This is a genomic window from Streptomyces sp. NPDC001717, assembly GCF_042892775.1.
Lineage (GTDB): Bacteria > Actinomycetota > Actinomycetes > Streptomycetales > Streptomycetaceae > Streptomyces.
Window position 1 is genome coordinate 60,475 of the sequence record NZ_JBIAUK010000004.1, and the last position, 17,828, is coordinate 78,302.

Here is a 17,828-nt window from a genome sequence, read left to right on the forward strand (position 1 = left end):
CGCTGGTCCAGTGGAAATCGGGGTGTTAGCCTGCCGCGCCGCCCCATACGGCTGCATGCACCACGCATGTGCGTTCCACGGCACCCAGGAGGCCTCCATGCCACGTCGTCCGGTCACCGTCGTCACGGGCGGCAGCAGGGGCATCGGCGCGGCGACCTGCCTGCGGCTGGCGGCCGACGGGCACGACCTCGCGCTGGGGTACGTCCGTGACGCGTCGGCCGCCGAGGCCGTCGCCGAGCGCGTACGGTCGGCGGGGGCGCGGTGCGTGACCGTACGCGTCGACACCGCCGAGGAGCAGGACGTCGACCGGCTCTTCGACATCGCCGGGGCCGAACTGGGCATGGTGACCGGCCTGGTCAACAACGCCGGGGTGACGGGCCCGCTGGGCCGGCTCGCGGACGCCCGGACCGAGGACCTGCGGCGGGTGGTCGAGGTGAACCTCCTCGGGTACCTGCTGTGCTGCCGCCGGGCGGCCCGGGACATGGCGGAGTCGGGCGGCGGGGCCATCGTGAACGTGTCCTCGGCGGCGGCCACCCTCGGCAGCCCCGGGGACTACGTCCACTACGCGGCGACGAAGGCCGCGACCGACGCGCTGACGGTCGGGCTCTCCAAGGAGCTCGGGCCGGACGGGATCCGGGTCAACGCGGTGGCCCCCGGCATCATCGAGACCGACATGCACGCGGCGATGGGCGACCCGGACCGCCCCGCCCGCGCCGCCGCCGGCATCCCGCTCGGCCGGCCCGGACAGCCGGAGGAGATCGCCGGAGCGATCGCATGGCTGCTGGGCCCGGACGCCTCGTACACGACGGGAACGGTCCTGCGGGTCTCCGGCGGCCGCTGACCGCGCGGTGGGGCCGGGGGACGCGGCAACGCGTACCGCACCCGGACGACCGTGCCGGCGGCCCCGGCGGACGCGGCACCCGAGTGGGTCCGCCGGGATGCGGCCCGCCGGGCACCGGTGTGGACTCTGGATGGCCGAGTGGCCCTCGCGGACACGGACCCGCGGGCCGCGCTACCAGTTGGAGGAACACCCGATGTCGTCGAGCAAGCCGAGCATCGTCTTCGCCCACGGCCTGTGGGCCGACGGATCCTGCTACAGCAAGCTGATCCCCACCCTCCAGCGCGAGGGCCACGAGGTGGTGTCGGCGCAGAACAGCCTGGATTCCCTCGAAGGGGACGTGGCCGCCGTCCACCACGCACTGGGACGGGTCAGCAGCCCGGCCATCCTCGTGGGCCACTCCTGGGGCGGCTACGTCATCACCGCCGCCGGCACGGACGACCGCGTCGCCGGGCTCGTCTACATCGCCGCCCTGGCCCCGGACGCCGGGGAGAGCCCGCAGGAACTGATCGGCAGGTTCGACGCACCGCCGCTCTTCTCCCACCTCGACAACGAGGAGGGGCGCATCTGGATCGCGCGCGACGGCATCTCCGACTTCTGCGGCGACCTCCCGCAGGAGGAGCAGCAGCTGGTGTGGGCCACCCAGGGCGCGCCGCGTGCGGAGGTCCTGGGGTCGACGGTCGACACCCCGGCCTGGCGGTCCAAGCCCAGCTGGTTCCTGGTCACCACGCAGGACCACGCCGTGAACCCGGAACTCCAGCGGTTCGGGGCCCAGCGCATGGGAGCCACCGTCGCCGAGGTGTCCTCCGCCCACGTCCCGATGCTGTCCCAGCCCGAAGCCGTCCTCAGCCTCATCCGGAAGGCCGCCGGATCGGTGTAACCGGTGGCCGTGAGACCGCTGAGCCGGGATCATGCGACGATGATCCCGAACCTCCCAGCCGACTGGACGATCGAGCGCGTGCGGACCCTGTCCGGTGACGCGAGCGCCACCCCGCTCTCCCTCGACCGGTTCGTGGTCGTCGAGGACTTCGAACGGGGCGACTACTCCGTGCTCCGGCCGCGGGTGATCCTCTCGTTCCACGGGCTGTGCCTCGTACAGGACGACGACGAGTGGTTCATGGGCGAGCTGGACGATGACGGCTCGATCGCCTGCTGGTCCTCGTACGGATCCGACCTCGCGGAAGCCATCCGGGCTCTCTGAGCGACGCCCGGCCACGCCGTCGGCCGGCCTAGTCGAGGGCCGCCTGGGTGGCGGGGCCGTAGACGCCCTGGGGGTCGCCCTTGATGTCGCGGTCGCGCTGGAGCTGGCTGACACCGCGTTTCGTCTGGCCGTCGTAGACGCCCGTGACGGAGACGTACGTGAACCCCTGCCCGAGCAGGAACTCCTGCAGGGCGCGCACCTGCGGCCCCTTGTCCCCCATGCGCAGCGTCGCAGCGGGTACGCCCGCCTTCGCGGTCGACGGGCTCGCGGACGGTGTCGGATCGGGGGCCTGGGTGGTGGGCGGGCCGGAGGACCGGGGGGCCGACGGGGAAGGGCTCGGGCTCCGGGTCGGCCCGGTCGGTTCGGGTGTCCCGGTCGGCTCCGCCCCGGACCCCGGCATGCGGCCCGGGAGACCGGGCACGGTCAGTTCGGTCGGCGCCTTCGCCCGGGGTGGTTTCGGGTCGTCGGGACCGGTCAGCATCAGGACCAGGCCACCGGCCGCACCCAGTCCGAGCAGGGTGAACACGGCGATCACGAGCGGGTCGGCGCCGCGGCGCTCCCGGCGGCGACCGGCGGGCGGGGTCTGCGCGGGGGCCCGCCCGGAGTCGGTTCCCCGGTCCGGCGCGGGCACGGGCGCGGGCACGGGGGCCGCCGCGTACGGGGCCGGGTCCTGGTGCTGGTCCTGGTGGGGCACGGGGTCCGTGTGCGGCCACGCGTGCGTCGGCGGACCGGACGGCCACACGGTGGGCTGGGGCACGTACGGGTAGGCGAAATGGCGCTCGTCGGGCGACGCGCCGTGCTCATCGGTGTCGTGGGACATGTTCGCTCCCGGCGAGGACGGGGGCCGGCGCGGCGGTGCGGTGCCGGCCCCCACCCGGCCGGTCAGGCCCTGCGCCGCCGGGCGGTGAGGGCCGGGACGGCCGCGCCGGCGGCCGGGGCCGGTCCGGGCGTGCCGAGTGCGGGGGAACCGCCGGAGGCGGCCGGGGCGAGCGATGAGCGGACGGACGCGGGTCTGGACATCTGCGGTTCTCCGAAGTGCGGCTCAAGCGGTGCGGCTGCGGTGCGACTGCGGCGGTTCTGTGGGTCCTGCGCGGTGGTGGTGCTGCGGTGCTTCCGTGGTGGTGGTTGATCGGCGCACTCTTTCCCTCCGGGACGGGCCCGGTCAAGCCGGGTGTCCGGTCTGCCCCGACGCGTCCCCCGTGTCGGTTCGGCGCCGGATCGCCGTGGCCCACACGGTGCCGGCGGCGAGCAGCATCAGGGCCGCTCCGCCGAGCGGGGCGGCGGGGACGGAGAGGTTGTCGACCGCGAGGCCTCCGAACAGGGCCCCGGCCGCTATCGCCAGGTTGAACATGGCCACCATCAGCGAGGACGCGGCTTCCGCGGCGGTCGGAGCGGCCTTGATCATCCACTTCTGCACGCTCACCGACACCCCTCCGTACACGAGCCCCCAGGCGACCAGCAGCGTGGTTCCGGCGACCGCTCCCGGCAGGACCGCGATGAGCGCGAGGATCAGGGTGAGGAAGGAGCTGATCAGGAGCAGGTTCCGGTACGCGTCGCGCGCCCCGGCGAGGAAGTTGCCGGCGACGCCCGCGAGTCCGTAGCCGAGCAGGAGCACGCTGACCCGGTCGGCGCTGATGCCGGAGACGTCCTGGAGGATCGGCCGTACGAACGTGTAGGCGGCGAACTGCCCGGTCACCACGAGGAAGGTGACGATCACACCCGCCCGGACCGCACGGTTCCGGCGGAGCAGCGCGGGCAGTTCACGGAAGGCGATGTGCCGGGTCGGGGGCAGCGGGGGCAGGAAGAGGATCAGGGCGGCGAGGGTGACCACTCCGAGGCCGCAGACCGCCGCGAAGGCGGTGCGCCAGCCGCCGAGTTCGCCGAGCAGGGTGCCGGCGGGTACGCCGAGCACGGAGGCGGTGGGGACGCCGCTGAACACGAGCGCGGTCGCCCGGCCGACGTGCCCCTCGGGAACGAGACGCCCCGCGAGCCCGCCGGCTATCGCCCAGAACCCGCCGACGCTGACGCCGACGAGCAGGCGGGCGGTGAGGAGGACGGTGAAGTTCGGGGCGAGGACCGCGGCGAGGTTGGCGGCGGTCATCAGGGCGATGAGCACGCAGAGCACGTGCCGCCGGTCGAGCCGGCCGGCGCCGACGGTGACGAGCGGGGCGCAGAACCCCGCGATCAGCCCGGGCACGGTGACCATCAGTCCGGCGGTGCCGTCGGAAACCCCGAGGTCGGCGGCGACGGGGGTGAGGAGTCCCACGGGCAGCAGCTCGGAAGTGATCAGGCAGAAGATCCCGAGGGCGACGGCGAACACGGCCGCCCAGCCCTTCCAGACAGCAGGAGCAGGGCCGGGGGCAGGTGCGGGACCGGTTCCGGCGGGCGGCGCGGAGCCGGGCGGGGTTTCCGGGTCGGGCGAGGGAGCGGGGTCACCGGGCGCGGCGGCTGCGGTCATCGATCGTTACTCCGTACGAGACGTTCGGCGGGCAGGACTCGACGGCGCGGGGTGCCGGGGGTCGCGCCTCCACCGGCATCCGCACCGCCGTTCCGATCACCCGGTCTCCCCACGCGTTCCCACGCGTTCCGCGTCCTGAGTCACTCGGACGCGTGAGGTGGAGGACCGGGTCCGCCGCAGGGTACGGCACAGTGGTCGAATGCAGTTACGCCGGGCCGTTCCCCTGTCCCTCGTCGCGCTCCTCGCAAGCGCCGGCTGTGTCTCCGTGGGTCCGGAGGCTTCGATTCCGGCGCCCTCGCGCGGCTCCGTACCGCCCGTGGACGCGCCTGACGTGCCGCTCTCCCTCCCCCTGGGCAAACTCCCGGCCTCCCCCGCACCGGAACCGGACCCGGAGCCTTCTCCCGCCCGTTCCGGGAAGACGCCGGTCCAGCCCCGACGGGCGCGCACGCCCGGCCCCGCGACCACCCGCCCGCGCCGCAAACCCGCGCCTCCCCCGCACCGGCCGCGCCCCGAGGAGCTGTGCGCGGCGGCGGAGGGCTCCGTACCGGCGTCCATCGTGGACCTGTGCCTGCGGCAGTACGGGCGCTGACCGGCGGATGTGAAGCTTGACCCTCCCCCTGTGTCAGGGCCTGCACTGGAGAGCGTCATGTTCAGCATCGGAGATTTCGCCAAACACGGCCGGGTGTCGGTCCGCATGTTGCGTCATTACGACGCCCTCGGACTGCTCCGCCCGGCCCGTGTCGACCCCTTCACCGGCTACCGCTTCTACGAGGCGGGCCAGCTCGCCCGCCTCAACCGTGTCATCGCGCTCAAGGAACTCGGCTTCAGCCTCGATCAGGTGGGGTCGATCCTCGACGAGCGGGTCGGCCCGCAGGCGCTGCGCGGCATGCTGCGGCTGCGGCAGGCGGAGCTGGAGACCGCCATGGCCGCCGCGGCGGCCCGGCTGGTGCAGGTCGAGGCGAGGCTCCGGACCATCGAGAGCGAGGGATCCATGTCCGCCTACGACATCGTCGTGAAGAGCCTCCCACCCGTCCGGCTCGCCGAACTGACCGGGATCGCGGGGAGTTACGAACCGCACGACATCAGCCCGGTCATCGGGCCCCTGTACGAGGAGCTGTGCCGCTCGATGGAACGGGCGGGGGTGGCTCCGACCGGGCCGGGCATCGCCTACTACGAGGACGCGCCCGACGGGGCGATCCGCGTGCACGCGGCGCTGCCGGTGGCGGCGTCGGTCGACGCCGGGCAACTGGGCGGTGAGGTACGGATCGTCACGTTGCCCGGGGTCGAGCGGGCCGCGACGGTGGTGCACCGGGGTTCGATGGACGGGGTGCTGCCCACGGCGCAGGCTCTGGCCCGGTGGATCGACGCGAACGGACACCGGTCGGCGGGGTACGCGCGGGAGCTGACGCTGGCCTGCCCGGAGGACCGCGAGCAGTGGGTCACCGAATTGCAGGAGCCGCTCGCCTGAGGCGGCGCGGGCGTGCGGTGCGGCGGACGGTGCGCAGGCGGCACATGGCGACGTGGCCGCGCCGCCGCCACTCGGCGCGCGGCAGCCCGGCGCGGTGACCGCCGCCGGAGATGAGGGCGTTGACCGGGGTCATCGGGTCGGCGCCCAGCCCCTTGGCCACGAGGACCCCGACCACGAGCGGAGCCAGGGCCACGGCCAGGGCCGTCCCGGCGGTGGTCACGTGCTGCCTGGTCGGCCGGAGTGCGGTGGGCGTCGTACCGCGGGGGGTCTCGGTGGTCATGGCCCCATTCGACCAGCGGCGGCGCGTCGGGGAATCGGGGCGGATACTCAGGCCGTTGGGTACGACGTACTCAGACGGGCGGGGAGACGGGCGGGGAGGAGCGGCGCATGTCGGAGGGAACCGGACGGGTCTTCGAGCCCGCGACCGGCGACGGACCGGGGCCGGGACCGGGACCGGGCCCCGCGGCGACCGGGCGGGAAGCCGAGGTGCGCACGGCCTACGAAGGCCTGCTGCAGATCCGCCGCCTGGTGGGCGGCCCGGCGGGCGCCTCGGTTCCCGCGCCGTGGGAGGTGCGGCAGGCTCCGCGCGCGGTGGCCCTGGCCCTGGAGGCCGCGGGCGTCCCTCCCTCGGCGCTGGACGCGGAGGGCCGCCGGACGCGTACGGGCTACCGGGTGACCGCCGCGACGGAGCCCGGGCGCGCGGAGGTGACCTGGCTCGGCGCACCGGGATCCGGCGCGGCCGAGGAGGAACAGGATCGGCTGGGGGACTGCGCGGCGGTGCTGGAACGGGCCGGTTGGGTGTGCCTGCTGTACCGGGGTCCGCGCCGCCGCCGCTTCCTGGAGGTGGAACCGCCGCGCTGAGCGCCCGGCGCGGCGGAAATCCGCCGGCGTGCGCCCTCCGGCCCCGGCAGACTGCCCGGATGGGCATGCTCGATGCGATGGCGGACCGGCTCGGCCGGGGCGAGACCGTGGAATTCCGGCCGACCGGCGACTCGATGGTTCCGCTCGTCCGCAGCCGGCAGAAGGTGCGGGTCGTGCCCGCCGACCCGGCGCTCCTGGAGGTCGGCGACATCGTCCTCGTCCGCGTCTCGGGCACGGTGTACCTGCACCTGGTGTCGGCCGTGGACGGCCCGCGCCGCCGGGTGCGGATCGCCAACAACCGGGGCCGCGTCAACGGCTGGGCGGGCCACGACCGGGTGTTCGGCATCTGCGTGTCCGTGGACGGCGTACCGCGCCCGCGTGCCGAGGCGAAGGTGCGAGGGGCCGCGTCGCGGGCCGCGTCCGGGCCGGTGGTGTTGCCCGAGGTCTGGCCCGTCGCGCTGACCACCGAGCGACTCGAGCTCGTACCCCTGCGCCCTTCGCACGCCGAGGAGATGGCCGGCGTGCTGTCCGATCCCGCCCTGCACTCCTTCATCGGCGGTGAGCCGCTGCCGCCCGACGCGTTGCGTGCGCGCTACGAGCGGCTCGCGGCCGGGTCGCCCGATCCCGGGGTGGTCTGGTGCAACTGGGTGCTGCGGCTGCGCGCCGGGCGCGAGCTCGTCGGTACCGTGCAGGCGACCGTCGAACCGGCGCGGAGCCGCGCCGAGCTGGCCTGGGTCGTGGGTACGCCCTGGCAGGGCCGTGGGCTGGCGGCGGAGGCGGCACGGGCGCTCGCCGACCGGTTGCGGGAGCTGCCCGTCGGCCTCCTCGTCGCGCACGTGCACCCGGACCACGCCGCCTCGGCCGCGGTGGCCGCCGCCTGCGGGCTGCGGGCCACCCCGCACCGGCAGGACGGCGAGGTCCGTTGGGAGTCCGGCGGCGGCCCGGACGGTCCTACCGGTCGAGCGTGAGCAGGAGCACGTCCACCTCCTCGCCGCGTGACCGGGCGAACTCCCGGGTGCGGCCGGTGACGGTGAAGCCGCATTTCCCGAGGACCCGGACCGCGGCCGCGTCGTCGGCGACGGCCCCGGCGTACAGGGGGCGGGTGCCCTCCAGCCGGACCAGTTCGGCCACGGCCCGGCTCGCGATCCCCCGCCCCCGGTGCTCGATGCCGATCACGTACGTCACCTGGCGAGCGCCGGGCTGCCCGAAGACGCCGGCGTAGCCGACCACGGCCCCGTCCGCCACCACGGTGCGCAGGGTGACGGCGGGGTCGTGGCGGATCCCCGCCCAGTCCGTGTCGAACTGCTCGCGGTCGTGGGAGTGGGCCCCGGCCCGCCCTGGTGCGTACCGCAGGCCGGGGTCCGTCAAGTGCTCCCAGAAGACGTCCAGGTCACCGTCCCGGGTCTCGCGCAGCTCGATCACGATGTGCATGCGCCGGTCCCGCTCCCCTGGTCACGGTGCGCCGAAGGTCAGTGTCAGTTGGGGCGTCCCCTCACCCGCCGGGGCTTCGGAGGACCACAGCCACAGGGCGTCCGTGCCGGTGCTGCTCAGCGCCAGGTCGTAGCCGCCGCCGAGCGCCGCGGCGACGCTCGCCGTGGTCAGCGCGGCGGTGTGCACCGCCGAGCCGTCGGGGATCCCGGCGAAACCGCCGAGCGACACGGCGCCCAGGCCGGGGCGGTTGTTGTACGTGGCCCCGGTCTCGGTCCACGCCCCGGTGACGGGGACCACCGAAACGGTGTCCGTCGTGCCGGCGCCGTTCATGGTGCTGGTCTTCACGCTCAGGACGGCCGACTTGAGCACCGTCCCGGCGGGCGCGGCGGGAAGGTCGAAGCGCAGGTAGCTCGCGTAGAACGAGGTGCCGCGCACGGCGAGGGAGCTGGAGGTCCCGTAGTTGGTGTCGGGGGCGCCGGCGTTGGCGTAGGTGTCCTCCGAGGCGGTGACCTGGAGCACCTGGTCGGCCGGGGCGGTGGCGAGGGCGTAGTGGTTCTGCACCTGCGCCGCGCTCAGGACGGTCGGGTAGACGGCCGTCTCGTCGAGCTGCCCCGCCCAGTACTCGCTGATGGGGCGGTCGGGCCAGCCGCCGAGGCTGTCGCCGCCCGCGTGCCAGTAGCCGGCGAAGTTCTCGTTCGTGGTGACGGCCAGGGTGCCCTTCTGGGCGCCGTCCACGTAGAGGGTCATCCCGCCGGGGCCCTGGGTGGCGACGACGTGGTGCCAGGCGTTGTCGTTGTAGGTGCCCGCGGTGGTGATGGTGCGGGTGGCTCCGGTGTAGACGCCGAAGACGAGCCGGCCGTCGTTGGTCATGTAGATGTGCTTGTCGTACTGATTGCTGCCGCGGGACTGGTTGCTTCCGAAGCCGAAGAGCTTGCCGCCCCGGGTGGTGTTCGTCCTGAACCAGGTCTCGATGGTGTAGGTGTTCCCCACGGTCTGTCGCTCGTCCCCGTACACCTGGGTGTCGGTGCCGTTGAAGCCGATCGCCGTGCTCGCGCCGGAGACCGCTCCCGGGGTCTGCCGCAGGGCGGGGGCGTTCAGGTGCGCGCCGCTCTTGTTGCCCGAGACGGAGGAGTCGGCGACGAAGGGCAGGGCCGACTCGTCGTAGCGCCAGTACTGCCGCGCCCCGTCGGCCCGGACCTGGCTCGGGTAGGCGTCCGCCTTCGTGGGGACGGTGACGCTCGCCGTGGCCGACAGGGCACTGGTGTTGCCGGCCGCGTCGGTGGCCGTCACACGGTAGGTGTACGACTGGCCCGCCGTCACGGTCGTGTCGGTCCACGAGGCCTGCGGGCGCTTGAAGAACAGCGAGTCGGCGGTGACCGTCGCGATGGGCGTGGCCGCGCCGTTCCGGTAGACCTTGTACGTCAGCGTGCTGTCGTCGAGGTCGAGGCTGGTGCGCCAGCGCACCTGCACCTCACCCGGCTTGAAGGCGACCGCGCTCGCGACGGGCACGCTGGGCGCCCCGGTGTCCCCGGTGGAGGCGAAGCGGGTCAGGCTCTGCTGCGCCGCGCCGTTGACGGTGGTGAACTCACCGCCGACCCACAGGTACTGCACGCCGCTCTTGGAGCCGACGGTCATCACGCGCGGGCCGATTCCCTCGCCGATGCCGTCGTTGGTGTCGGGGGCCCAGCCCAGCTTGCCGGTGCCGGTGGTGGGCTGGGCGAGCAGGTGGTGGCGCTGGCCGTCGGGGAACTCGCCGACGCCGGAGCAGTCGTGTGCGTGCGAGGCACTGTAGAGGACGCCCTGGTACGGCAGTACGGCCTGGGTGGCGCCCAGGCAGGTGTCGCGCCAACGCTGGTTGAAGTCGGTGAGGTTCAGGGCGATGCGGCCGTCGAAGACGCCGCCGCCGGTGCCCTCGTTGGCGGTGTAGAAGCCGGTCGCGTCGGTCGCGATGTCCTTGACCACCGAGTTGGTCTCGATGAAGCCGGCGTAGGACTTGGTGAGTGCGCCGCTCGTCGCGTCGACGACGGCCAGCGCGTGCGTGTTCGTACCGTTGACCGTGAAGAAGTCGCCGCCGAGGACGACGTTCTTGCCGTCCGGGGTGACCTCGATCGCGCGCCCGGGCTCGTCCGCGTCGGCGGTGAAGGGCTTGAGGGCGCCGTCGGCCGCGCCGACGGCGGCGAAGCGCTGACGGGACTGGCCGGCGACGCTGAGGAAGTCGCCGCCCGCGTAGACGGTGTCGCCGGTGACGGCGAGGGCCCGGACGGTGGCCGCGAAGGCGGGCCGGAAGTCCGTCTTCACCGTGCAGCTCGCCACGTCCACGGCGGCGAGGCTGGAGACGGCGGTTCCGTTGACGGCACCGAAGTAGCCGCCCGCGTACAGGGTCTTCTTGTCCGGGGAGAGGGCCAGCGCGCGGACGGTGGCGGTGCCGGAGGCGACGGTGAAGGACAGGGCGCAGGAGGTCGGTGCGCCGGTCGCGGCGTCGAGCGCGACGAAGTTCACGGCCGACTGCTCGGCGCCGGCGCCGCCCGTGGGCGGGCGCACGGCGGAGAAGGTGCCGCCGACGAAGACCTGCCCGGCCGCCTCGGCGAGGGCCCAGACCACGCCGTTGGGCTGCCAGGTGGGCAGCGGGTCGGCGGTGAAGGCGACGGGCGGGGTGACGGCCGCGGCCTGCGGGACGAGGCCGAGGCCGAACCCGGCGCCGGTTCCGGCCAGGGACAGGGCGACGGCGGCCGCGAGCCCTCTGGATCTACGCATGAACCCCCCAGTTCTCTGTGCGGTGTGACCGTACGGGCGCACCCTAGGGCGATTCGGTGTTCTGTTCACGCCAAATGAAGGATCGGTTGCCAATTCGCGTCACCGGCATGGGAAGCGGACCGCTCCCTCACTCCGTCCCGGCCGCCGGGAGGAACTTGCCCGCCTTCAGTTCGAGCTGACCCTCGAAGTACGCCGCCGCGTCGGGCCGCATCCGGGCGAGGGCGACCATGCCGGTGATGATGACGTCGCACACCTCGTCGTGGACGTCCTCCCAGCTGTGCGAGTGGCCCTTGCGGGGGTTGGTGCCCTTGGCGCCGATCACGGCCTGGGCGGCCTCGCCGAACTCCTCGCCGATCTTGAGCACTTGCAGGACGTGGCTCTCCTCCGGCCGTATCCCCTTGCCGGCGTCCGAGGCGTTGAAGCGGTCGGCGAGTGCGCGGATGGTGTCCCATGGGGTCGTCACGGCCAGACCCTACAGGTGGCGGCGGTTCAGCGCGGCTTCGCGCGGACGTGCATCCGCTCCCCCTGCCTACCGAAGAGGCTGAGGATCTCCACGGGCCGCCCGTCCGCGCTGGTGAACCAGTGGGGCAACCGGGTGTCGAACTCGGCCACTTCGCCCGGGCCGAGGACGAGGTCGTGCTCGGCGAGGACCAGGCGCAGCCGGCCGGTGAGCACGTACAGCCATTCGTAGCCCTCGTGCGTACGGTGGTCCGGCTCGGAGCCCCGGTCGGTGATGATCATTTTGTACGCCTGGAGTGGGCCCGGAGTCCGGGTCAGGGGGACGAACGTACCGCCGCTGGGCAGCGGGTGGGGCGTGAGCCGGACCCGGGGATCACCCACCTCCGGGGCGCCGACCAGGTCGTCCAGCGGCACCCCGTACGCCCCGGCGAGCGGGAGCAGCAGTTCCAGGCTGGGGCGGCGACCGCCGGACTCCAGCCGCGAGAGGGTGCTCTTGGAGATGCCGGTCGCCTCGGAGAGCGCGGCCAGGGTGAGACCCCGGGCGGCGCGCAGCCGGCGGAGCCGGGGGGCGACCTGGTCGAGGACGGCCCGGTACGGCCCCGGCTCGTCCGGTGCGGTGTCCGGCGCGTTGCCGGGTGCGGTGTCCGGCGAGTCGTCCGGTGCGGTGTCGGCTGAGGCGTTCATGGGGGCATTCCATCCCCCCGTCCCGGAAACGGCAACAAGAGTTGCCGCGGCGGCTTCGCGGGCGCACGCTCCGGCCCATGAATCCTCACAGTGACGCGACCCCGGTCGGCGCGGGACCACACGACGACGAGCGGCAGGGGGCGGCGGGGCCCGTCCGACGCCGGACCCCGGTGCCCTGGGCGCTCGCGAGCCTGTCGCTGTCCATGCTGCTGTCCTCCCTCGGCACCAGCATCGCCAATGTCGGGCTGCCCACGCTGGCGCGGGCGTTCGACGCCTCCTTCCAGCAGGTCCAGTGGATCGTCCTCGCCTATCTCCTCGCCATCACCACCCTCATCGTCGGCGCCGGCCGGCTCGGTGATCTCTTCGGCCGCAGAAGACTGCTGCTGGGCGGCGTGCTCCTGTTCACGGTGGCGTCCGCCCTGTGCGCGGCCGCGCCGGCGCTCTGGTGGCTGATCGCCGCCCGGTCGGTACAGGGTCTCGGAGCGGCCGTCATGATGGCCCTCACCATGGCCTTCGTGGGCGAGACGGTTCCGAAGGAGCGGACCGGCAGGGCGATGGGGCTGCTCGGGACGATGTCCGCGGTGGGCACCGCTCTGGGTCCCTCGCTGGGCGGCGCGCTCATAGCCGGGCTCGGCTGGCGTTCCGTGTTCCTCGTCAACGTGCCGCTGGGCGTCCTCACCCTCGTGCTCGCGCACCGCTTCCTGCCCGCCGACCGGCGGCAGGAGCCCGGGGCCGGGCGGCGCGGCTTCGACCGCCTGGGCACCCTGCTGCTCGCCGTGACGCTCGGGGCCTACGCACTCGCCATGACGATCGAGCGCGGCCGGTTCGGTGCGCCCGGTCTGGCCCTGCTGCTCGCCGCCGCCGTCGGTGCCGTTCTCTTCGTACGCGCCGAGGCCCGGGCGGCGGCGCCGCTGGTCCGGCTCACGACCTTGCGCGATCCGGTGCTCGGCGCGGGACTCGCGATGAGCGCGCTCGTGTCGACGGTGATGATGGCGACGCTGGTCGTCGGCCCGTTCTACCTCGCTCGCACGCTCGGCCTCGACGAGGCGCCCGTCGGTCTGGTCCTGTCCGTGGGACCGCTGGTCGCCGCTGTCACGGGGGTGCCGGCCGGGCGGGGCGCGGACCGGTTCGGCACCCGGCGCACGACCATCGTCGGGCTCGCCGCGATGGCCGCGGGCTGCGCGCTGCTGGTCCTCCTTCCCGCGACGCTCGGAGTGGGGGGCTACGTGCTCCCCATCGCGGTCGTGACGAGCGGCTACGCGCTCTTCCAGACGGCCAACAACACGGCCGTGATGGCGGATGTGGCGCCGGGTCAGCGGGGCGTCGTCTCGGGACTGCTCAATCTGTCGCGCAACCTCGGACTCGTCACGGGTGCCTCGGTCATGGGCGCCGTGTTCGCCTTCGCGTCGGCGGCCGGCGATGTGGCGACCGCGTCCCCCGGAGCCACGGCCACGGGCATGCGGACCACGTTCGCGGTCGCGGCGGTCGCGATCTGCCTCGCGCTCACGCTGGCGTGGAAGCTCGCGCCGGCGGTTCCCGGCCGGCTCCGGTCAGAGCACTAGCCGGCCGCGTGGATCCGGTGGACGCGGAGGGCGAGTTGGAGTTCCAGGGCTCGCTCCGGGCGCTGCCAGTCCGTGCCGAGCAATCGGCCTATCCGGTCGAGGCGTTGGACCACCGTGTTGATGTGCACGTGGAGGGATTCCCTGGCCCTGGACTGGTTCATGCCGGCGTCGAAGTACACGGTGAGGGTGCGTACGAGGTCGGTGCCGCGCTGTGCGTCGTACTCGATCAGGGGGCCCAGCGTCCGGTGGACGTAGCCGGCCAGGTCCGTCGGGTCGCCGAGCAGTACGCCGAGGAAGCCCAGGTCGCGCAGGGAGGCTCCGGTGCCGGAGCGGCCCAGCGCGCGCAGGGCGGTGCGGCAGCGGCGGGCCTCGGCGTAGGCGTCGGCGAACGCCGCGTGGCCGGTGGCCGGGCCCGCGGCGCCGACCGTGACGGGGGTGGCCAGCGCCTGGCCGAGCTCGTTCGCGAGGCCGGCCGCGCAGGCGCTGGGGGTTTCGGAGGGGCATATGAGGACCACGTCCCCGTGGTGCACCCCGGCCAGGCCCTTGCGGGTGTGTGCGATACGGGCGGCCGCGGTGAGCAGCCGCGGCCTCGACGCGCTCCCGGGGTGCGGGGCGGTGCCCGGACCGGGCGCCTCGGGGTGCAGGACGAACACCGCGTGCGCCTGGTGCAGGTTCACGCCGAGGCGCCGCGCGCGGCCGGCCAGTCCGGCCGGGTCCGCGGCCCCGCCGAGGAGGTCGCCGAGGAGTTCGCCCCGTACCCGGTCCTCGGCCTCCGCCACCGAGCGGCGCAGGAGCAGGAGCAGCGCCGTGACCACGGCGGCCCGTTCGAAGAGGCGGCGGTCCGCGTCGTCGAGGTCGGCGCGGCCGCTCAGGGTGATGCTGCCGAGCGGTTCGGGTCCGGCGAGGACCGCGCACACCCAGGTTCCCGCGACGGGCACGGCCCGTCCGTCGGCCCGGGAAGCGGCGACGGCCCGGGCCGACGGGGGCCGCGGGTCGGTGCCCGCCCGGGCGAGCTCGATGCCGTCGGCGTCGTGGATGAGGGTGCCGCCCCGCAGCAGGGCGCCGATGGCGGTCGCGACGTCGGTGACGTCCCCGCCGCGCAGCACCAGGTCGGTCAGCCGGTCGTGGGCGTCCTCGGCTCGACGGATGGCCGCGCTGTGCGCCTCGATGGTCCGCGACGCCGCGTTCAGGTCGACCAGCGCGGTCCGCGTCTCGTCCAGCAGCCGGGCGCCGTCGATGGCGATGGCGGCGTGGTCGGCGAGGGAGGACAGCAGCGCGATCTCGTCCGGGGTGAACGAGCGGGTGGTGCGGTCCGCCGCGAAGAGGACGCCGATCACCTGGGCTCCCAGGCGCAGCGGTACGCCGAGGATGGCGCGCAGCCCTTCCTCGGCGACGGCGTGGTCGATGGTCGCGGTGTGCCGGAACCGGGGGTCGTCGCGGTAGTCGCCCGTGGTGTAGGGGCGGGCCGATTCCGCGACGAGCCCGCCCAGGCCCTCGCCCATGCCGAGGCGCACCCGTTGGAACGCGGCCGAGACGGAGCCGTCGGTGACGCGCATGTACGTGTCGCCGGCCTCGTCGTCGTTGAGGGACAGGTACGTCACGTCGGTGCCCAGGAGCAGCTTCGCCCGGTGGACGATGGCCTTGAGCACCGCGTCCAGGTCCCGGAGCCCGGCGAGGTCCCCGGCGGTGTCGAAGAGCGCGGCGAGCTCGGCTTCGCGCCGACGGTGCTGGCTGAGCGTACGGCGTATGCGCAGCGCGATCCCGGTGGCGTCCGCCATCGCCGCCGCCTCCGCCTCGGAGAGGTCCGCGTCCGGTCCGGGCGGCAGCGTGAAGCTCTCGGCCGGCGCGCCCTCGACCAGCAGGTTCAGCAGGTTCAGCGTGTGGCGCAGGGCGGTGTTCGGTTGCTTGCCTGGGGTGGGCATCAGGGGCGCTCTCCGTCAGCTCCGCGACGCGCGCAGCGAGTACAGGACGGGCAGGTGGGTGTCTCCGAAGGGAAGCCGGTACAGGCCGTCCTGACTTCGGCTCAGGATGCCCCGGGGGTCGAACTCGGCGGCGGTGTGCTCGCCCAGGTGCTTCACGGTGAGCCCGGCGTCGGCGATCGCGCTGACGATGTCGCCGAGGGAGTGCGGGTACTGGACGCTGTCGTGCGCGGGCACGGGCATCCCCGGTTCGGCGTAGGTCCCGGTGACCGTCTCGCGCTGCGGCTCTCCTCCGCCGTAGGGCCAGTCGGCGACGAGCGGGTCGACGGTGGCGATCGTCTGGAAGGCGGGGTGCAGGTCCACCATGACCAGGCTGCCCCCGGGTTTCAGCGCCATGGCGGCGCCCCGGGCCCAGGCCTTGACGTCGGCGATCCAGCACAGGACCCCGTAGGTGGCGACGACGAGGTCGAAGCCGTCCGCCAGGTGTTCGGGCAGTCGCTGGGTGTCCGCCTCCACGAAGGCGGCGGCCAGGCCGGTCCGTTCGGCGAGCGCGCGGGCCCGCTCGACGGCCGCCGGGGAGAAGTCGACACCGGTGACCCGGGCGCCGAGCCGGGCCCAGTTCAGCGTGTCCATCCCGAAGTGGCACTGGAGGTGGAGCAGGTCCTTGTCCGCGACGTCACCCGCCAGTTCGCGTTCGAGCCCGTAGAGCGTCTGTCGCCCGGCGACGAAGGATTCGACGTCGTAGAACCTGTCGGTGGAGGTCGAGCCGTGGATGCGGGCGCGGGTGTCCCACAGGGCGCGGTTCAACGCGAGTCCTTCTCGACGGTCGGGCACGTCCTCGGGCGTGGCCTCGGGCATGTCCGGGGGGCTCGCTTCGATCATCTCTTCGGGCATGCGCCGAGCATGCCACGGCCCCGCGCCGCCCGGGGCCCGACCCCGGTTCCCGCCCGGACGGGGCGGATCGGGGGCGCATCCGCGCCGACGGGAACCGGCCGCCGCAGCCCGATCACGCGGGGTCACCCGTGCGAAACCGCCCCGCGCGACGCCACGTCCCTCTACCGTGCCCTCAGGCAATGGGCGCGGCAACCAGAGGGGATGGGTCCAATGAACGACGAGGAAGACATGCGACTGGCGGGGATGACCCCGGAGATCTCGCTGCGCGCCCTGACGATGCTGCGCGGCCTGGTGGGCCTGGAGCCACCCGAGCAGGTGCCCGAGGACGCCATGGAGGTCGCCGACGCGATCCTGGCCCGGCACGGCACCGACGGGCTCCGCGTGCTCGCGATGACCCTGGCCGCCTGGGCGACGGCGCAGATCGAGAACGTCGCCGAGCTCAGCGGGCGCAGTCACGAGGCCGTGCTGGACGCGATGGAGCTGGCCTGTCTGGAGGCCAACGCCGACGACTGACCGGGCCCGGCCTGGGCCGGACGCGGGCCGGCGCGGACACCACCGAAGATGCCGCGCGCGATCGGCTTGGCATCGGGCGGGTGTCGGCGACACTGGGGAGAGCAGGAGCGTCGTGGGGGGTCGTGATCGGAGGCCGTCGTGAGCACACCTTCCCCCATCCGGATCGCTGCCGTGCTGTCCTCGGAGCACCGCGGCCGGCTGATGTCCCAGGCCCGTGAGGTCAATTTCGAAGAGGGTGCGCGGATCTTCGAGGAGGGCGCACGCGCGGAGTCCTTCTGGATCGTGCGCTCCGGCACCGTGACCCTGCAGATCCCCATGCCCGGCGTCCGGCGGCCCGCTTCGGTGGAGAGCCTGGGACCGGGTGAGCTGGTGGGCTGGTCCTGGCTCTTCCCGCCCTATGTGTGGCAGCTGAGCGCGGAGGCGATGACCCCGGTGCGCGCGTACGAGTTCGACGGGGTGACCGTACGGATGCTCATGGACTCCGACCCCGCCTTCGGGTCGGCCATCGGGCACTGGGTCGGCCGGGTCCTCGCGCTCCGGCTCCAGCAGACCCGTACGCGTCTCCTCGACCTGTACGCCCCGCGCATGGCCGCCGGCTAGCGGGCGGGGCCCGAGGGCGTCCGAGGGGTACGGCATGCCGTACCCCTCGGACGCCCTCGGATGGTTTCAGGGGTGTTTCCCCATCGGTGTTCGGCCGATTCGTCGGCGTGCTCCCGCACAGGTCAGAGCTTTGGCCAGCGCTGCTGTCTGCACTCATTCGCACACGATCGGTGACGAAAAATGGGG

20 protein-coding genes are annotated in these 17,828 nt (G+C 73.8%); 10 read left to right on the forward strand and 10 right to left on the reverse strand.

Features of this window, described 5'->3' with window-relative positions:
• Nucleotides 1–97: 97 nt before the first annotated feature.
• The 3 genes from ACFYZL_RS09870 (at nt 98) to ACFYZL_RS09880 (ending at nt 2,039) form a co-directional block, all read left to right on the forward strand.
• Complete coding sequence (locus ACFYZL_RS09870) at nt 98–841, forward strand: SDR family NAD(P)-dependent oxidoreductase (RefSeq protein WP_384757556.1); 744 nt, start codon at nt 98–100, stop codon at nt 839–841.
• Between the two features lie 193 nt (nt 842–1,034).
• Entirely contained in the window at nt 1,035–1,718 is a 684-nt protein-coding gene (locus tag ACFYZL_RS09875) for an alpha/beta fold hydrolase (protein ID WP_384757559.1), read from the forward strand.
• A 39-nt stretch (nt 1,719–1,757) separates the two neighbouring features.
• Nucleotides 1,758–2,039, forward strand: coding sequence for a hypothetical protein (locus tag ACFYZL_RS09880; protein ID WP_384757562.1), 282 nt, complete (start codon nt 1,758–1,760; stop codon nt 2,037–2,039).
• A gap of 28 nt (nt 2,040–2,067) precedes the next feature.
• Here ACFYZL_RS09880 and ACFYZL_RS09885 read toward each other — a convergent pair whose 3' ends face one another.
• From ACFYZL_RS09885 to ACFYZL_RS09895, 3 genes are all read right to left on the reverse strand, one after another.
• Entirely contained in the window at nt 2,068–2,859 is a 792-nt protein-coding gene (locus tag ACFYZL_RS09885) for a peptidoglycan-binding protein (RefSeq protein ID WP_388677725.1), read from the reverse strand.
• Between the two features lie 62 nt (nt 2,860–2,921).
• Nucleotides 2,922–3,059, reverse strand: coding sequence for a hypothetical protein (locus ACFYZL_RS09890; RefSeq protein WP_384757568.1), 138 nt, complete (start codon nt 3,057–3,059; stop codon nt 2,922–2,924).
• 142 nt (nt 3,060–3,201) lie between these two features.
• Nucleotides 3,202–4,497, reverse strand: a complete 1,296-nt coding sequence (locus ACFYZL_RS09895) for an MFS transporter (protein ID WP_388677728.1) — start codon at nt 4,495–4,497, stop codon at nt 3,202–3,204.
• 316 nt (nt 4,498–4,813) lie between these two features.
• On the opposite strand from ACFYZL_RS09895, the gene ACFYZL_RS09900 reads away from it, so the two are divergent.
• Together ACFYZL_RS09900 and ACFYZL_RS09905 are read left to right on the forward strand one after the other, a co-directional pair.
• Entirely contained in the window at nt 4,814–5,086 is a 273-nt protein-coding gene (locus ACFYZL_RS09900; protein WP_388677731.1) for a hypothetical protein, read from the forward strand.
• Nucleotides 5,087–5,143: 57 nt separating this feature from the next.
• Nucleotides 5,144–5,965 carry a MerR family transcriptional regulator gene (locus tag ACFYZL_RS09905; RefSeq protein WP_388677735.1) on the forward strand — a complete coding sequence of 274 codons (822 nt, stop codon included), beginning with the start codon at nt 5,144–5,146 and terminating at the stop codon, nt 5,963–5,965.
• Here the strand turns inward: ACFYZL_RS09905 and ACFYZL_RS09910 are convergent.
• Nucleotides 5,937–6,245, reverse strand: a complete 309-nt coding sequence (locus ACFYZL_RS09910; protein WP_388677738.1) for a hypothetical protein — start codon at nt 6,243–6,245, stop codon at nt 5,937–5,939. The two genes, ACFYZL_RS09905 and ACFYZL_RS09910, sit on opposite strands and share 29 nt — an antisense overlap.
• Before the next feature lie 107 nt (nt 6,246–6,352).
• Here ACFYZL_RS09910 and ACFYZL_RS09915 point away from each other — a divergent pair, with 107 nt between their 5' ends.
• Together ACFYZL_RS09915 and ACFYZL_RS09920 are read left to right on the forward strand one after the other, a co-directional pair.
• Nucleotides 6,353–6,826 carry a hypothetical protein gene (locus ACFYZL_RS09915; protein WP_388677741.1) on the forward strand — a complete coding sequence of 158 codons (474 nt, stop codon included), beginning with the start codon at nt 6,353–6,355 and terminating at the stop codon, nt 6,824–6,826.
• A gap of 434 nt (nt 6,827–7,260) precedes the next feature.
• A complete protein-coding gene (locus ACFYZL_RS09920; protein ID WP_388678159.1) occupies nt 7,261–7,794 on the forward strand; it encodes a GNAT family N-acetyltransferase in 534 nt (177 codons plus the stop codon).
• Here the strand turns inward: ACFYZL_RS09920 and ACFYZL_RS09925 are convergent.
• The 4 genes from ACFYZL_RS09925 to ACFYZL_RS09940 all read right to left on the reverse strand — a co-directional run bounded on the left by ACFYZL_RS09925 (nt 7,778) and on the right by ACFYZL_RS09940 (nt 12,154).
• A complete protein-coding gene (locus ACFYZL_RS09925) occupies nt 7,778–8,257 on the reverse strand; it encodes a GNAT family N-acetyltransferase (protein WP_384757144.1) in 480 nt (159 codons plus the stop codon). The two genes, ACFYZL_RS09920 and ACFYZL_RS09925, sit on opposite strands and share 17 nt — an antisense overlap.
• 21 nt (nt 8,258–8,278) lie before the next feature.
• Complete coding sequence (locus ACFYZL_RS09930; protein WP_388677744.1) at nt 8,279–11,011, reverse strand: DNRLRE domain-containing protein; 2,733 nt, start codon at nt 11,009–11,011, stop codon at nt 8,279–8,281.
• 127 nt (nt 11,012–11,138) lie between these two features.
• Nucleotides 11,139–11,474: a MazG-like family protein gene (locus ACFYZL_RS09935; RefSeq protein WP_384757149.1), complete on the reverse strand. Its 336-nt coding sequence runs from the start codon at nt 11,472–11,474 to the stop codon at nt 11,139–11,141.
• Between the two features lie 26 nt (nt 11,475–11,500).
• On the reverse strand, nt 11,501–12,154 hold the full coding sequence (locus ACFYZL_RS09940) for a helix-turn-helix domain-containing protein (RefSeq protein ID WP_388677748.1): 654 nt from the start codon (nt 12,152–12,154) through the stop codon (nt 11,501–11,503).
• A gap of 77 nt (nt 12,155–12,231) precedes the next feature.
• On the opposite strand from ACFYZL_RS09940, the gene ACFYZL_RS09945 reads away from it, so the two are divergent.
• Nucleotides 12,232–13,716 (forward strand): MFS transporter, encoded by a 1,485-nt coding sequence (locus tag ACFYZL_RS09945; protein ID WP_388677751.1) that lies wholly within the window; start codon nt 12,232–12,234, stop codon nt 13,714–13,716.
• On the opposite strand, the gene ACFYZL_RS09950 is transcribed toward ACFYZL_RS09945, so the two are convergent.
• Both ACFYZL_RS09950 and ACFYZL_RS09955 read right to left on the reverse strand, forming a co-directional pair.
• A complete protein-coding gene (locus ACFYZL_RS09950) occupies nt 13,713–15,638 on the reverse strand; it encodes a helix-turn-helix domain-containing protein (RefSeq protein WP_388677754.1) in 1,926 nt (641 codons plus the stop codon). The genes ACFYZL_RS09945 and ACFYZL_RS09950 overlap by 4 nt on opposite strands.
• A gap of 15 nt (nt 15,639–15,653) precedes the next feature.
• Nucleotides 15,654–16,529 carry a class I SAM-dependent methyltransferase gene (locus ACFYZL_RS09955; protein WP_384757161.1) on the reverse strand — a complete coding sequence of 292 codons (876 nt, stop codon included), beginning with the start codon at nt 16,527–16,529 and terminating at the stop codon, nt 15,654–15,656.
• Between the two features lie 210 nt (nt 16,530–16,739).
• Here ACFYZL_RS09955 and ACFYZL_RS09960 point away from each other — a divergent pair, with 210 nt between their 5' ends.
• Entirely contained in the window at nt 16,740–17,042 is a 303-nt protein-coding gene (locus tag ACFYZL_RS09960) for a hypothetical protein (RefSeq protein WP_376655823.1), read from the forward strand.
• 138 nt (nt 17,043–17,180) lie between these two features.
• Complete coding sequence (locus ACFYZL_RS09965; RefSeq protein WP_384757165.1) at nt 17,181–17,642, forward strand: Crp/Fnr family transcriptional regulator; 462 nt, start codon at nt 17,181–17,183, stop codon at nt 17,640–17,642.
• The last annotated feature ends 186 nt before the right edge of the window (nt 17,643–17,828 follow it).